At 40.4% G+C, this 13,566-nt stretch carries 10 protein-coding genes; 6 read left to right on the top strand and 4 right to left on the bottom strand.

Annotated elements, in window-relative coordinates; all coding sequences use genetic code 11:
* Positions 1-241: 241 nt before the first annotated feature.
* Positions 242-1,288 carry an SGNH/GDSL hydrolase family protein gene (locus H6G18_RS00830; RefSeq protein WP_190405174.1) on the top strand — a complete coding sequence of 349 codons (1,047 nt, stop codon included), beginning with the start codon at positions 242-244 and terminating at the stop codon, positions 1,286-1,288.
* Positions 1,289-1,472: 184 nt separating this feature from the next.
* Positions 1,473-2,516 (top strand): M42 family metallopeptidase, encoded by a 1,044-nt coding sequence (locus tag H6G18_RS00825; protein WP_190405173.1) that lies wholly within the window; start codon positions 1,473-1,475, stop codon positions 2,514-2,516.
* 38 nt (positions 2,517-2,554) lie between these two features.
* Here the strand turns inward: H6G18_RS00825 and H6G18_RS00820 are convergent, their stop codons facing one another.
* Entirely contained in the window at positions 2,555-4,117 is a 1,563-nt protein-coding gene (locus H6G18_RS00820; protein ID WP_190405172.1) for a phytoene desaturase family protein, read from the bottom strand.
* Positions 4,118-5,126: 1,009 nt separating this feature from the next.
* On the opposite strand from H6G18_RS00820, the gene H6G18_RS00815 reads away from it, so the two are divergent.
* Positions 5,127-5,513: a hypothetical protein gene (locus tag H6G18_RS00815; protein WP_190405171.1), complete on the top strand. Its 387-nt coding sequence runs from the start codon at positions 5,127-5,129 to the stop codon at positions 5,511-5,513.
* 173 nt (positions 5,514-5,686) lie between these two features.
* On the opposite strand, the gene ilvN is transcribed toward H6G18_RS00815, so the two are convergent.
* Positions 5,687-6,208 (bottom strand): acetolactate synthase small subunit, encoded by a 522-nt coding sequence (gene ilvN, locus H6G18_RS00810; protein ID WP_041456726.1) that lies wholly within the window; start codon positions 6,206-6,208, stop codon positions 5,687-5,689.
* Between the two features lie 279 nt (positions 6,209-6,487).
* Here ilvN and H6G18_RS00805 point away from each other — a divergent pair, with 279 nt between their 5' ends.
* Complete coding sequence (locus H6G18_RS00805; protein ID WP_190405170.1) at positions 6,488-6,853, top strand: BON domain-containing protein; 366 nt, start codon at positions 6,488-6,490, stop codon at positions 6,851-6,853.
* A gap of 17 nt (positions 6,854-6,870) precedes the next feature.
* Here H6G18_RS00805 and H6G18_RS00800 read toward each other — a convergent pair whose 3' ends face one another.
* Positions 6,871-7,803 (bottom strand): alpha/beta fold hydrolase, encoded by a 933-nt coding sequence (locus tag H6G18_RS00800; RefSeq protein ID WP_190405169.1) that lies wholly within the window; start codon positions 7,801-7,803, stop codon positions 6,871-6,873.
* A gap of 349 nt (positions 7,804-8,152) precedes the next feature.
* Between H6G18_RS00800 and infC the strand changes: the two genes are divergently transcribed.
* Together infC and H6G18_RS00790 are read left to right on the top strand one after the other, a co-directional pair.
* Positions 8,153-8,686, top strand: a complete 534-nt coding sequence (infC, locus tag H6G18_RS00795) for a translation initiation factor IF-3 (protein ID WP_190405168.1) — start codon at positions 8,153-8,155, stop codon at positions 8,684-8,686.
* Positions 8,687-9,119: 433 nt separating this feature from the next.
* Positions 9,120-12,146 carry an MFS transporter gene (locus H6G18_RS00790; protein WP_190405167.1) on the top strand — a complete coding sequence of 1,009 codons (3,027 nt, stop codon included), beginning with the start codon at positions 9,120-9,122 and terminating at the stop codon, positions 12,144-12,146.
* Positions 12,147-12,448: 302 nt separating this feature from the next.
* On the opposite strand, the gene H6G18_RS00785 is transcribed toward H6G18_RS00790, so the two are convergent.
* Complete coding sequence (locus tag H6G18_RS00785; RefSeq protein WP_190405166.1) at positions 12,449-13,444, bottom strand: DUF389 domain-containing protein; 996 nt, start codon at positions 13,442-13,444, stop codon at positions 12,449-12,451.
* Positions 13,445-13,566 lie beyond the last annotated feature (122 nt).

Genomic DNA, 13,566 nt, shown 5'->3' with positions numbered 1-13,566 from the left:
CTATGCTAGAGAATTGATCTGATCCATTTATGAAGGATACTTAATTTTGTGATTTTGAATTATAAAAATCACATAAATATTAATACTTATTTTAGTTTTTCTTGATATGTTATTGATGGCTACGTAAAGTTACTTAAGAGAAATTACTTTAAGCTGTGCTGGCTAACCTAGTACTACTAAATAAATTTTGCCTAACTTTACCAAACTTCCCCAAAAATAACATTTCCTTATTTCATCAAACATGAAAACTAAAATCATAGCAGCAAGTTTTATTACCCTCTCTTGTATTGTGCCGCTAAAAGCTTCTGCTGGAACTATTACCGGGCTTTATGTATTTGGCGATAGTCTATCTGATACAGGTAATACATCTAACATTTCCAGTTTATTTAATCCATCAAATCCTATTCCCCCCAGCCCTCCTTACTTTGCAGGGCGTTTTTCTAATGGTCCAATATGGGTAGATTATTTAGGAGAAAAGCTAGGTTTAACAAGCACACCCATCACTAACCTATTTCCTACCTTAAATTTTGCTACTCCTCCTGCTACACCCTTTCCTACCCAAGGTATTAATTTCGCTATCGGTGGTGCTAATTCCGGCGAAGGTAACTCTTTTGGTTTCCCTTTACCTGGAGTTTTAGAGCAAGTCTCTGCTTTTCAAGGATTACTCCAGATCAATCAACAGAATCTTGATTCTAATGCGCTCTATGCTGTGTCTGGTGGAGCCAATGACTATCTCTTTGGTTCTGCATTTCTTGACCCCAATCAACCCCAACCTTATACTAATATTTCCCAGGCTGTCAGTAACTTAGCGGCGATAGGTGCTAAAAATATTTTAGTGTTTAACTTGCCGGATTTGGGTCAGGTTCCAGCATCGGGAACAAATGGTCGCAACCCTGCAATACTAACTCAAGCCACTCAAGATTTCAACTCAAATTTAGCCAAAAATCTAGACGAAATTCGGAAAAACCAAAAAGTTAATATCATTGAAATTGATATTTATTCTTTAGTTAATCGTGTGCTGGCAACTCCGGGCGAATTTGGTTTTGAAAATGTAACTGATTCTTGTCTGTCTCAGTTTCCTAACTGTATTAATGACACCAGCAAGTATTTTTTCTGGGATGATATTCACCCATCAACCGATGGTCATAAGTTAGTAGCAGAATCAGTATTGGCAGCAACAACTCCTGAGTCTTCAACCACAATTGGTGTATTATTCTTGGGTGCATTAGGTGCAATGAGCAGCATCAAACGCTTACAAAAGAGATCAATTAAATCTTCAATTCAGTAACAAAGGTAAAGGTTAATTTTCAATAATTAGCCGTCTCTTGCTCATTCATGTAAATGAATGAGCGATATTTTTAAATTACGAATATACCAACAATAACCATGTAGTTCTAGTTTAAAGAGCTTGCCCAGACAATAAATGGAATATAATTAGATATGGCTGATATAGAGATTAAATAAAAGTATTAATGTGGAATTACAACCAATTATTTGCAACTATTGAAGAATTAGTGATGCACCATTCACCTAGTGGTGTAGAAACAGAAATTAACCAATTTCTGCTACAAAAATTTGCAGCCTTGGGTGTGGAAGTGTGGAGCGATCGCGCCGATAATATTATTGCCAAAATTCCCGGCAAGAATCACGACAGAGCGATCGCTATCACAGCTCACAAAGACGAAATAGGCGCGATCGTCAAAAATATTGCTGATGAAGGACGGGTAGAAGTCCGCAAACTTGGAGGTGCTTACCCTTGGGTTTACGGCGAGGGTGTGGTCGATTTATTAGGAGACAACGCAACCATTAGCGGTATTCTCAGTTTTGGTTCTCGCCACGTTTCCCACGAATCACCACAAAAGGCGCAGCAAGAAGATACACCAGTCACCTGGGAAAATGCTTGGATTGAAACCAAACTTACAACAGAGCAATTAGAAGCTGCTGGTATTCGTCCAGGGACAAGAATGGTCATCGGCAAACATCGCAAACGTCCGATGAGACTTCAGAATCATATTGCCAGCTATACCTTAGATAACAAAGCATCAGTAGCGATTCTATTAGCTTTATCTCAACAATTGCAACAGCCAGCGATCGATGTCTATTTAGTAGCTTCCGCCAAAGAAGAAGTAGGAGCAATTGGAGCCTTATTTTTTACCCAAAATCAACAATTAGATGCTTTGATTGCTTTAGAAATTTGTCCCTTATCTGAGGAATATCCTGTTAAAGATGGAGAAAACCCAGTACTTTTAGTTCAGGATGCTTATGGCATATATGATGAAGGACTCAATGGAGAACTGCGCCAATGTGCCAAGCAATTAAATATGTCAGTGCAGCTAACAACCCTCAGTGGCTTTGGTAGTGATGCTTCCATTGCTATGAAATTCGGTCATGTTGGTCGTGCGGCTTGTTTAGCATTTCCTACCCAAAATACTCACGGTTATGAAATTGCTCATTTAGGTGCGATTTCTAACTGTATTAATTTATTGAAAGCTTTTTGCGAAACTGAGTTTGATTGAAACCTAATCTCAATGCGATGTACTTCACTAAAACGACCTTACCTCATCCCAACCAATGGTTGAGTAGTGGTGTTTTTCCGTCGTATCGATTCCCCAGTTAGTATTTCTACAACATCCATTCCATTTCCAATTACCCCAGGAACACTAGGATACCCAGCACTTGCTCCCACCAAAAACAGGTTAGGTAACTCTGTTGCATATCCCAAACGATTTAACCCTACTTGTCTAGGAACTAATTTCGCACCATAAATATTGCCTTGTGGCTGTCCCAGATAATATTCGCTGGTGGTGGGTGTACCGAAAACTTTCATGCGGATGTAATTGTCTATATCTGGAACAATATCCCGAACACTGTTCATGATTTGCTGGTAAACTTCCCGCTTTTTAGCTTTATAGGCCGCGGGGTCATTTTTATGCAGGTAGGCAAAAGGTTCGTAAGGACAGACAGTGGCTATTTCCAACACATGATGACCCTCTGGAGCCATTCCGGGTTGATTAGATTTCATCGTCGGACAAGAAAGGAAAATCCACGGATTGCTGAAATCACCTTGCAATTGTCGTTGATATCCTCTGTTTAAATCTCCCGTGGGATAATACCAGACGTTCCAGTTACCAATTCCGTAGCGTTGTGGATCAAAGTGGCTATCTAAACCCAAGTAAATATTAAAAGCACTCGCCGAATATTCATAACCAGTCAGCCGCCGTCGTTCTTTATGGCTGATGGCTTCACCATCGTGCATCAATTCCACTGTTAATTTGGGGTCAAGGTCGCTGATATAGGCTTTGGTAGCTCGATAGATTTTGCCATCGGCAATTACAGTATGAACTTTGCCACCACTAACTTGGATATGATTAACTGTTGTAGCATAAGCAATTGCACCGCCACTGGCGGTAATTGTCTCGACAATAGTATCAACAAAGTGCTTAAAGTGATGTTTTGGATAATAAGCACCTTCAGAATAGTCCCAAACGAGAGAAGTGTGAGTTAGCAGGGCGATTTCTGCTGGTGGTAGTGCATAATCGCCACTTTGTCCCGCCAGCACAACTTGCAGTTTGGGTGATAACCCGACATAGTTATACAAATCTTGCAGAGTCCAATTCCGCTTTTTAAATAGATGGAAATATTTGGGTAACTTTAACCAGTCAGACCACTTTTGGTCAAACCAACGTATTTCCTGGACTAAATTACGCATTTCTTGATGAATTTGCTGAATTTCATTGCAGTAGCGGTTAATAGCACTGGTTTCTTCGGGAAAGTTAGATAGTAAACGATAGCGCAAACTTTCCCAGCCTAAGGGAATTCTAAAATCTGCTTCTGGTGTGATGACTCGATCTATGCAGTCTGGGTCAAGATTATTAAAGGGTACATCTTGCTCAATGTAGTTGAGAAATTGAGTAATAGCTTTACCGGAACCGCATTGAGAAATGTAATGCACATCCGCACAAAAACTGTATTCACCATAATCAAAAGTATGGCAACAACCACCAGGTAAATAATGTTTTTCTAAAACTGCCACATTATACCCTTGCTTGGTTAAACAAGCAGCTGTTGCTAGTCCACCCAAGCCCGCTCCGAGAATTACATAATCAAAGATTTCCATCTTCTCCTCCTCTGAAATCTTGATGGTTCTTGATTTCATCAATATTATTTTTAAGGGTTTTTATGATACGAATACTGTTTTTGCAATTTTCACCCAATAGCGCCAATAAACCGGAATAATTTTAAATAGTAGAGTATGTATTTACTCTGGACTATTTATCTTCCTGATTCCTAGTTTTAGTTCAAAGTAGCTGAGAGTAAGGGTTAAATTTTATATCTTCAACAGCCATCATCCCATCAGATGCAAGTTGATAGCAAAAATCTGCTCAATACCTATGTTGTCACCCTGACACTCTACAGTTACCACGATAAAATTTAGCAAAAATCAAAGATTTTATTACCTAATAGCCAAAGTCAAATTTATCAGGTTATAACAGTACTTGAGTCAGTCTTCATTGACTTGTGCTGTTATCTAGAGGATTCATTCTCTGGCAGAAAATGGAGGATATGCAAGATATAAACTAATAACTACCTTGGGAGCTAATTAGTACTTACCAATCTCGGTATTTTTATGTATGATTGATATTTTCTAGTTTATCTAACATATCAATATTTGTTTGAGTCGATTTGTTTTTCTTAACAAATTTCGACATTTATTAACTACCCTATTTTAAATATGAATAATTTTTATATAATACACGATGGCTAAAATTTTTATCTAATTTATTTTAATGTAAAAAATATATTTAAAAAATTAAGTCTTTAATATATATCTTTAGATATACCTGCCAATTTTCTAAGCAAAACTATTGGCAGAGATGAGTAAAATCTTATTTTGTTAAATATAGAATTGAAGCTTAGAAATAATTATTCTTTAATTAAATACGGTGATAATTATGATACATCTTTATAGGATTCCAGTAAAAATTATTGATATGTACTTTATGTAGGTTCAACGTCTTATCCATAAAGCCGTGATATTATTCATCGATAAATATTTCTGTTTTAAAAGCACAATAAAATAGTAAAGCGGACAAGGCAATTAATATATATAAGTAAGGGTCAAGAATATGTTTTACGAGGTAATAAATCAATCTAAAATCACAGCCAATAGTAATATCAACTCGGTTACTAGTACTGAATCTCAGCAAAAAACAACCCAGCCAAGTAGTATAGATATTTCCGATATAGCTATATCATTAACTCCTGTGGGATTAGTTTTTAGTTGGGTAATATTTTTTATAATTTTGCGTAAAATTCGTTCAATTATAGAAAATAAGATGGTTTTTACAGTTAACGGCTTACATCAATTGCCTTGTAAAAACTGCCAATTTTATGCCAATAATCATTATCTTAAATGTGCAGTACAGCCTAGCGTTGTACTCACGGAAGAAGCTAAAAATTGTTCTGAATACTCACCAAAAAAAGACAAATTTGATTCTAATCAGATTTTGTAGAGAACTGACAGCAAATGTTCAGTTAGTCAAGTAAACAAACTTATTTTCAAAACAGAGAATCAAGCCTATTTTACTTTTGTAGGTATAGCTTTTCTTGACTATGTTGAATTCTGACTCCTGAATTCTGCTGTAATTCCCAGCCAGAGACTGGGAACCAATGAATCATCTCAATCTTACGAAACCTTGGCTTCTAATGACTTGAGTAACTCAGTGTTGACGCCAGATTCACGAGTCAAGGCGATTTTACCAGTGCGGGCGATTTCCCTGATACCAAACTTTTGTAGCACCTGGACGATCGCCACCATTTTACCAGGGTCGCCGACAACTTCCAAAGTTAAAGAATCTTCCGCCACATCGACAACTCGCGCTCGGAAAATCTGAGCTAATTCGATGACTTCTGAACGGTTGCTGCTAGTAGCATTCACCTTCAGGAGCATTAATTCTCGCTCCACGCAAGGAGTTTCCGTTATATCCTGTACCTTGAGGACGTTGACCAACTTGTACAGTTGCTTAGTGAGTTGCTCAATCACGCGATCGTCACCAGGTACAACCATTGTAATACGAGAAACTCCGCCCTCTTCCCCTGAGCCAACGGCCAGGCTTTCAATATTAAAGCCGCGACGAGCAAATAAACTAGCAATGCGGGAGAGAACTCCCGCCTCATCTTCTACCAGAACTGAAAGAGTATGTTTCATCTTTGCCAACACAGGCTCAGACAGCATATAACTAATGCAAATATTAGCTAACAACTGCCCTACACGTACTGCTTACTAGGTTAATAAACTATAAATCTTATACCTTATTTTAAACTTAATACCTGCATTCCTCATCTGTTATGCAAAAAAGTTGTGTCTAAATCAAACTAAAAGCAGAAGTCACTTAGAGTGCATATCTTTTGATAGGCAGATGTAGATTATTTTTTCAACTCTTATCGTAAGTAATATTGCAAACCTTAAATCAGGACAAAAGCATTTATGAGTTGGTTAAAAAGACTTTTTGGCATGGAAAAACCTCAAAATGCCCAGGTAAATCCCACTCCACAAGTATCACAAGCCCCTGCAACTACTAATGCACCTACTGCTACCCAATCAATCCCACCAGAACGTTTGGGGTTAAATGGAGAATATGACCAAAGTGGTTTAGCCAAGCGTGTAGCATTAGCATTTGATCAAGACCAGCAACTTGATGATATGAACTCCCTATGGGTGGCTCAAACTGGAAGCACTGTAGTTTTAAAAGGCAACGTTCCCAGCCAAGACATCCTCAATAAAATGATTTCTGTGGCGCGTTCTGTACACGGTGCTACAAACGTTGACACGAACCAAGTAAATATTGGCTAAAAACCTGAAAATATCTGTCATTTGTGGGAGATGACTAAATGTTGGGAATCTCCCAAAGATTTGTCCATCCATTCCAAAATTGCTTGGTTTACTTTTTCTGGACATTCATCATGGGGACAATGACCGACATCTTCTAGGTTGAGCAATTGCAACTTTTTGTTGTATTGCGCGAATTGAGTAGCCAGTATGGGTGGGACAAATCTGTCCTTCTGCCCCCAAATTAACAGCATGGGAATTTGTAAACTTGGTAATATAGCTTTGACACTAGGACTAAAGTTAACACCGATCGCTGCTTTAAACAAAGCACTAAAAGCACGAGCTGAACCCCTATCTTGCGGAGGCCCGGCTAAAATATCCACAAGTTCATCGGTAATGGCTGCGGGATTGGCGTAAGCTAGACTAGCCCAGCGACGTAGGACGCTGGGACGGCGCACGAAATAAAAGACAGGCTTTAAAAATATTGGTGAAGCGACAATATTCTTGATTGTCGTCACTACGGGACGCAAAAAAGGCGGGATCATTTCTTGCTCTAATGATGGGTCGGGTAGACTCATCATCACAATCCCCTTAACCATATCTGGATGAGCCGCCGCCGCCGCCAAAGAAATCAAAGAACCATTGGAATTTCCTATCAATACTACTGGTTGACGGATAAAAGCGCGCCAAAATTCGTAAACTTGCTCTACCCAAAGTTCGATGCTGTAATTTGCTGGTGCTTTTTCCGAACCACCAAAACCCAACATATCCAACGCATACACTGTATGGGATTTGCCTAAAACCTCTAAATTATGTCGCCAATGTCCAATAGAGGCACCAAACCCATGCAGTAAAATCAGAGGCGTGTTTTCTGGAGAATCTTGGCTAGAACGAATATAAGTGTAACGAGTCCGCCACCCCCGCCAAACCCAATCCCGTTGATTACCCACCCGTTCCTGCCAGTGTACCGTCATGGTAACAATTCCTCAGTTATTAATTTCTATCTTAAAGTAGGGGGCAGATGTAGAAGTGTAGGGGTTAATTAAACTATTATTCTTGCCCTGGCAAAAGAATTGTTACAATAATTAACTTTTCTCTAGATTGTGTGATTTAAATTAATGATCGCAGAGAAATTCTCTCAGAGTGAGTAGAATAACAAATACAGCGACAAATAAACTATTTTATGGACTAACTACCCCAAAACTATAGACTCATTTTTAAGTTCTCAGTTATTTTAGTATTGTGCTGCTAAGGCAGACCAAGCAAAACCAACCAATCAAGTCCACATTACATCACTTAACAAAGAAGCTCCCACAAATCATAATGCCTGTGATTGAGAAAAAAAGAACTCGCGATCTGCCCCAAATTAACGAACGGATTCGCTTCCCGAAAATTCGAGTTATTGACACTGATGGCTCCCAGTTAGGAATTCTGACTCCACAGGAAGCTCTGCAACTAGCAGAGGAAAAGGATCTGGATCTAGTGCTGCTCAGTGACAAGGCTGACCCGCCAGTATGTCGGATCATGGATTATGGGAAATACAAATTTGAGCAGGAGAAGAAGGCGCGGGAAGCCCGGAAGAAGCAGCACACGGCTGATGTAAAAGAAGTGAAGATGCGCTACAAAATTGAAGAACACGACTACAATGTGCGTGTTAAGCAAGCAGAACGCTTCCTCAAAGATGGTGACAAAGTCAAAGCAACTGTCATGTTCCGGGGTCGGGAAATTCAACACAGCGACTTAGCTGAACATTTGCTGAAGCGAATGGCAACGGATCTAGAACCGTTTGGTGAAGTGCAACAAGCACCGAAAAAAGAGGGGCGAAATATGATGATGCTCATATCGCCTAAAAAGTAATCCTCTAAGCATTTTTGTAACCAAGTAATCCACCACTGAAAATATCAAAACGGCTTCACCGTCGTTGAAATTAATTGCAACTTGATAGTCCTGAACGCTGAGTGGGAAACATAATACTCAGTTGTTCAGGACTTTTGCCATTTTGGGAATGGAAGTAGAGAGTAGGGAGATGAGAGATATCTGACCTTTCACGTTATGTGGAAAAGCTAACGTAAAACCTAACCCCCTAACCCCCTTCCCTGCGAGGGAAGGGGGAAAAATTAAAGCCTCTCTCCTTGTAGGGGAGAGGTTTGGAGAGGGGTTTTCCAGATTCCGTGAAAAGTCAGGAGAGAGATGGGGAGATGAGGGAGATGGGGGAAGTTAATGATTAATGCTTCCTTGCTTCCCACTCCTCACTCCCTCACCGGACGGTGAAGATACCAGAAAGTAAAACATGGAATTGAAAAATTATTCGTTGGCAGCTAATCCAAGTTGGCTGGCACAACTTTTAAAATGGGTGAATCTACGACCAGAAGAAGGCGAACGGACTTGGATGATGTTCGCCTTCTACACGACTGTATCTATAGGGTTGCGTTGGGCTGAAGATAGTACGGTTGCACTATTTTTAGATGAATATGGTGCTGGGCCACTACCTTGGATGTATATTGCCAGTGCGGTGATGGGTATGGCACTGGTTTTTGTCTATTCTTGGCTGCAAAAGGTTTTTCCTTTGCGTTGGGTGGTTGTGGCGATCGCACCTTGTATGGTCGTGCCGTTAATGTTGTTAGTATTATTACGCTGGGGAATCAATGTCTCCTACTTTTCAGTCATCGTGGTATTTCTGCTGCGGCTGTGGGTAGATTCCCTGTATGTGGTCAACGATTTGAATACTTCCATCGTTGCCAACCAATTATTTAACATTCGAGAAATTAAACGCACCTACCCACTGATTAGTAGTGGTTTGTTAGTAGCTGATGTGATCAGTGGCTTTAGTTTGCCTTGGTTGTTGGAGTTTGCCAAACTCAACCGCGTGATTATGATCGCCTGTGCAGTGATCATTATGGGTTCGGCGATTCTCTGCTATTTAAGTTATCAGTATCGTACCTCCTTTCCCGATGCACCACAGCGCTTAGTTCCCCAAGAACAAGCCTCTCGTCATCGGCGTATCCAAGCACCACTCAAGCGTTATACATTACAGTTATTTGCGTTTGTCGGTCTTTTACAAATCATTGGTTTATTAGTAGATTTTCAATATCTCCAAGAACTGAAAATCAACTTGGGTAATCGAGAACTAGCCAGCTTTTTAGGGATATTTGGTGGTATCGTCGGTTTGTGTGAATTAGCCACCCAGTGGTTTTTTTCCAGCCGACTGATAGAACGCTTTGGCGTGTTCTTTACTGCTGCTCTTTTGCCTGTGGCTGTAGGCTTTGTAGTCCCAGGGTTGATTGCTTTACTTTATGTCATACCCGGAATACAATCGGTGGCTTTTTTCTGGGGATTAGTAGGGTTGAAATTCTTTGATGAACTGCTGCGTTATACCTTCGTTGTCAGTAGCGGGCCATTACTATATCAACCTATCCCTGAACACATTCGTAGCCGGATGCAGGCATTATCAGGGGGAACTGCGGAAGCGATCGCCACTGGTACGGCTGGTATCATCATTGTTATTACCTTGTTTGTTTGTGGGTTGTTAGTGCCTGCAACCATGCAAAAGTGGGTATTTATCGGCGAAACAATGGTAGTAGCCGTTGCTTGTTTGAAGGTAGTATGGTTACTGCGATCGCGTTATGTTGATTTGTTAGTCTTAAGTGCCGAACGCGGCGAACTAAGTGCCGCTAATGTGGGTTTGCGTGCCTTTAAACAAGGGGTAGTCAAAGCTTTAGAAGAAAAAGGTAGCACCGCAGATAAACACTCTTGTATTGAATTGTTAGCTCAAATTGATCCCCAAGGGGCAGCAGATGTTTTAGCATCCATACTATTCAAGCTACCGCCAGATTTACAACGGCACAGTTTAGAGGTGATGCTGGCAACTGATGCTAATCCTACTCATGTATCGGAAGTGCGTTGGTTGTTAGAACGTCACCCAGGGAACGTTGATCCAGAAGTTTTTGCCTTAGCGTTGCGCTATGTCTGGCTAGCTGATCCCAACCCTAATTTAAGCCAACTGGAAGAATACCTCAACCAACGCCACCACTCATTAACCCGTGCTACTGCTGCGGCTTTACTGTTGAGTCAGGGAACACCCATGCAAAAAGTAGCCGCGACAAAAACCTTACGCCGGATGTTGACTCATAAGCAAGAACGAGAACGAGTAAATGGAGTGAAAGCCCTCAGAGAAGTGGTCTATTTACAGGCTCTGCGGATTCATATCCCCAATTTGTTACAGGATGAATCTTTACGGGTGCGTTGTGCTGTGTTGGAAATGATTGCTGCAACACGCATGGAAGAATATTATTCTGCACTGTTGACAGCACTTTATTACAAATCAACTCGCGCTACAGCTATGCGTGCCTTGGTCAAAATGGAGAATGAAGGCTTAGATCTGCTATTACATCTAGCTACCAACGCCCATAAACCAGAAGTATTACGGATGTATGCGTGGCGAACTATAGGACAAATTTCCACAACAGAAGCAGTAGAGACCTTATGGTTACAATTGGAATCTTCTTGGGGTGGTAATAGATATCATATTCTCCGCAGCTTATTGAAAATCCAAAAACAATCAGAAATCACCAATTTAGTAGACAGGTTTCAGCACAGTCGAGTGGAAAATCTCATTGATCAGGAATTACGATTTTTGGGTGAAATTTATGCTGCTTATCTAGATTTACAACCACAATTAAATCTAGATAATAGCCAAACAAGTAAACGAGTTTTGATTATTGGTGATTTACTACAACGCGCCTTAGGAGAGATGGAATGGGATATTAGGGAACGGTTATTATTGTTATTAAAACTGTTGTATTCTCCAGAGAAAATGCAGGCAGCAGCTTTTAATCTCCGTTCTGAATCGATGGTTAATTTAGCGCGGGGTTTAGAAATATTAGAACATACAGTGAATTTGCCAACAAAATCTTTGTTGTTGAATATTTTAGATAAGCGATCGCACCAAGAAAAGCTGCATTATCTTGTGGAGGCAGAATTTACAGAATATCAAAAGTTGTCAGCTAGTGAAAGATTGCGGAAGATGCTCACCTTGGGTAATTTTCTCTCCGATTGGTGCTTGGCTTGCTGCTTTCATTTTGCCCAAGTTAGCCGAATTCGCCTGACAATTAACGAAATATTGTTGGCTTTGCGTCATCCTACAGGCTTTGTCAGAGAAGCCGCGATCGCTTATTTAAGTGTAGTTTCTCATCGCGTTCTTTTGGAACTCTTGCCCAAATTACAAAAAGATTCCCACCCACTGGTAGTGGCGCAAATTCAGGAATTGAGGAAGAAAACCGCAATTAAAGCTAATAATGAAATAAGCAAAACTATGTAACAAAAAGTAAATTCAACTAAAACCCTCTTCCTTTCTGCCTCCTGCCTAATTCCAATGATAAATATTCACACTAACTTACTTAAAGTTTTAAAAACTAATTTTTATCATTAATTGAAAAACGTCTAAGTAAATAGGTGCAATAAAACCAAACTATGTGAAGAAAAGTAAATAAAGCTCAAACTCTTTCTCCCCCTGCTCCCTGCTCCCTGCCCCCTGCCTTATTCCAACAATAATTATTTACGCCGACCTACTTATTGCTCTGCAAATCTGAATAATGTGGCGATTTTTACCTGGGTAAGATACTAAGGTTCAGAATTTCTCACTTCTTCAACTTGACCAACTTCAAAAATCAAGGTGAAAGCTTGTCCCATTTCTCGCTCGACAAATTCTTCTAGTAATTGTACTTGTCGGGGTGTAACAGCGTCTTTTGCTCGCACACTCAGGCGCACTTCTGGAGGATTAACTAACCAGTTGGTACTACTTCTAAACAATTGCACCCGTTGAAAGGTGACAGTACGATTCAATAATGCTCTACGTAGACTAGCTTCCAATTGCGTCTGTCGCACAAGTCGAGCAAAGCTGATACCCAAGGGAACAAGCAGGATAGCTGTCATGACCAAAGTCCATATCAGGGGGCGGCGCGCTTGGCTCATGGAAGTATAGCCTGCTACCAAAAATGTCACCATACAGGAGAGGCTAATACCTAGTAAGTTGGTGAGGTAGAGCAAGGTTGCACCGAAACTGAGTGGGAAATCTGCCTTAGCTAGACCCAGTCCAATTACACATATAGGAGGCATCAGCGCCACAGCGATCGCTGTTCCTGCCAAACTACCGGAAATTTTTTGCTCAACTTTGGCATAACCACTGATACCACCAGCAGCAACAGCGATACCTAAATCTAACAATGTGGGTTCCGAACGAGCCAGCACTTCACTACCATAACTGGGTAGCCCTACCATTAAACCCAAAAAGAAGGCGATCGCTAGTGCCAGTAATGTACCTACGCCTACTGATATGATACCTTGGCGAAATAAAACTATATCACCTTGCAAAGCACCAAAAGCTAGTCCCCGAATTGGTAACATCAAGGGAGCGATAATCATGGCACCAATAATTACAGCGCTACTATTTGACAACAAACCAAAAGTAGCGATCGCACAGGAACTAACAATAAGAGCGATATAAGATATGTCCAGCTTAGATTCTGCCAGTAAATCTACTTGCAACAGTTGCAGTTGCTCTGGCTGTCTTTTCCTGCGTCGGAAGTTTTTAAACCGATCTCGAATGTTAAGACCCAAGACCTTGCTCCTTCTGGTTAAATTTACTGTCAATCATTCATGCCTAAATCATTAAAATCCTAGATTCAGATGACATCATCTGAATCTAATCACAAGAGAATAAGTACAAAATTCTACCAGAT

It is taken from the genome of Anabaena subtropica FACHB-260, assembly GCF_014697105.1.
Classification (GTDB): domain Bacteria; phylum Cyanobacteriota; class Cyanobacteriia; order Cyanobacteriales; family Nostocaceae; genus Trichormus; species Trichormus subtropicus.
Note: the sequence above shows the minus strand (reverse complement) of the source record. Positions and strands in the feature narration are given on the sequence as shown.

Excerpts from the sequence above, each read along its gene's own strand:
- H6G18_RS00830 (WP_190405174.1), top strand. The coding sequence starts at position 242 with ATGAAAACTAAAATCATAGCAGCAAGTTTTATTACCCTCTCTTGTATT.
- H6G18_RS00825 (WP_190405173.1), top strand. The coding sequence starts at position 1,473 with ATGTGGAATTACAACCAATTATTTGCAACTATTGAAGAATTAGTGATG.
- H6G18_RS00820 (WP_190405172.1), bottom strand. The coding sequence starts at position 4,117 with ATGGAAATCTTTGATTATGTAATTCTCGGAGCGGGCTTGGGTGGACTA.
- H6G18_RS00815 (WP_190405171.1), top strand. The coding sequence starts at position 5,127 with ATGTTTTACGAGGTAATAAATCAATCTAAAATCACAGCCAATAGTAAT.
- ilvN (WP_041456726.1), bottom strand. The coding sequence starts at position 6,208 with ATGAAACATACTCTTTCAGTTCTGGTAGAAGATGAGGCGGGAGTTCTC.
- H6G18_RS00805 (WP_190405170.1), top strand. The coding sequence starts at position 6,488 with ATGAGTTGGTTAAAAAGACTTTTTGGCATGGAAAAACCTCAAAATGCC.
- H6G18_RS00800 (WP_190405169.1), bottom strand. The coding sequence starts at position 7,803 with ATGACGGTACACTGGCAGGAACGGGTGGGTAATCAACGGGATTGGGTT.
- infC (WP_190405168.1), top strand. The coding sequence starts at position 8,153 with ATGCCTGTGATTGAGAAAAAAAGAACTCGCGATCTGCCCCAAATTAAC.
- H6G18_RS00790 (WP_190405167.1), top strand. The coding sequence starts at position 9,120 with ATGGAATTGAAAAATTATTCGTTGGCAGCTAATCCAAGTTGGCTGGCA.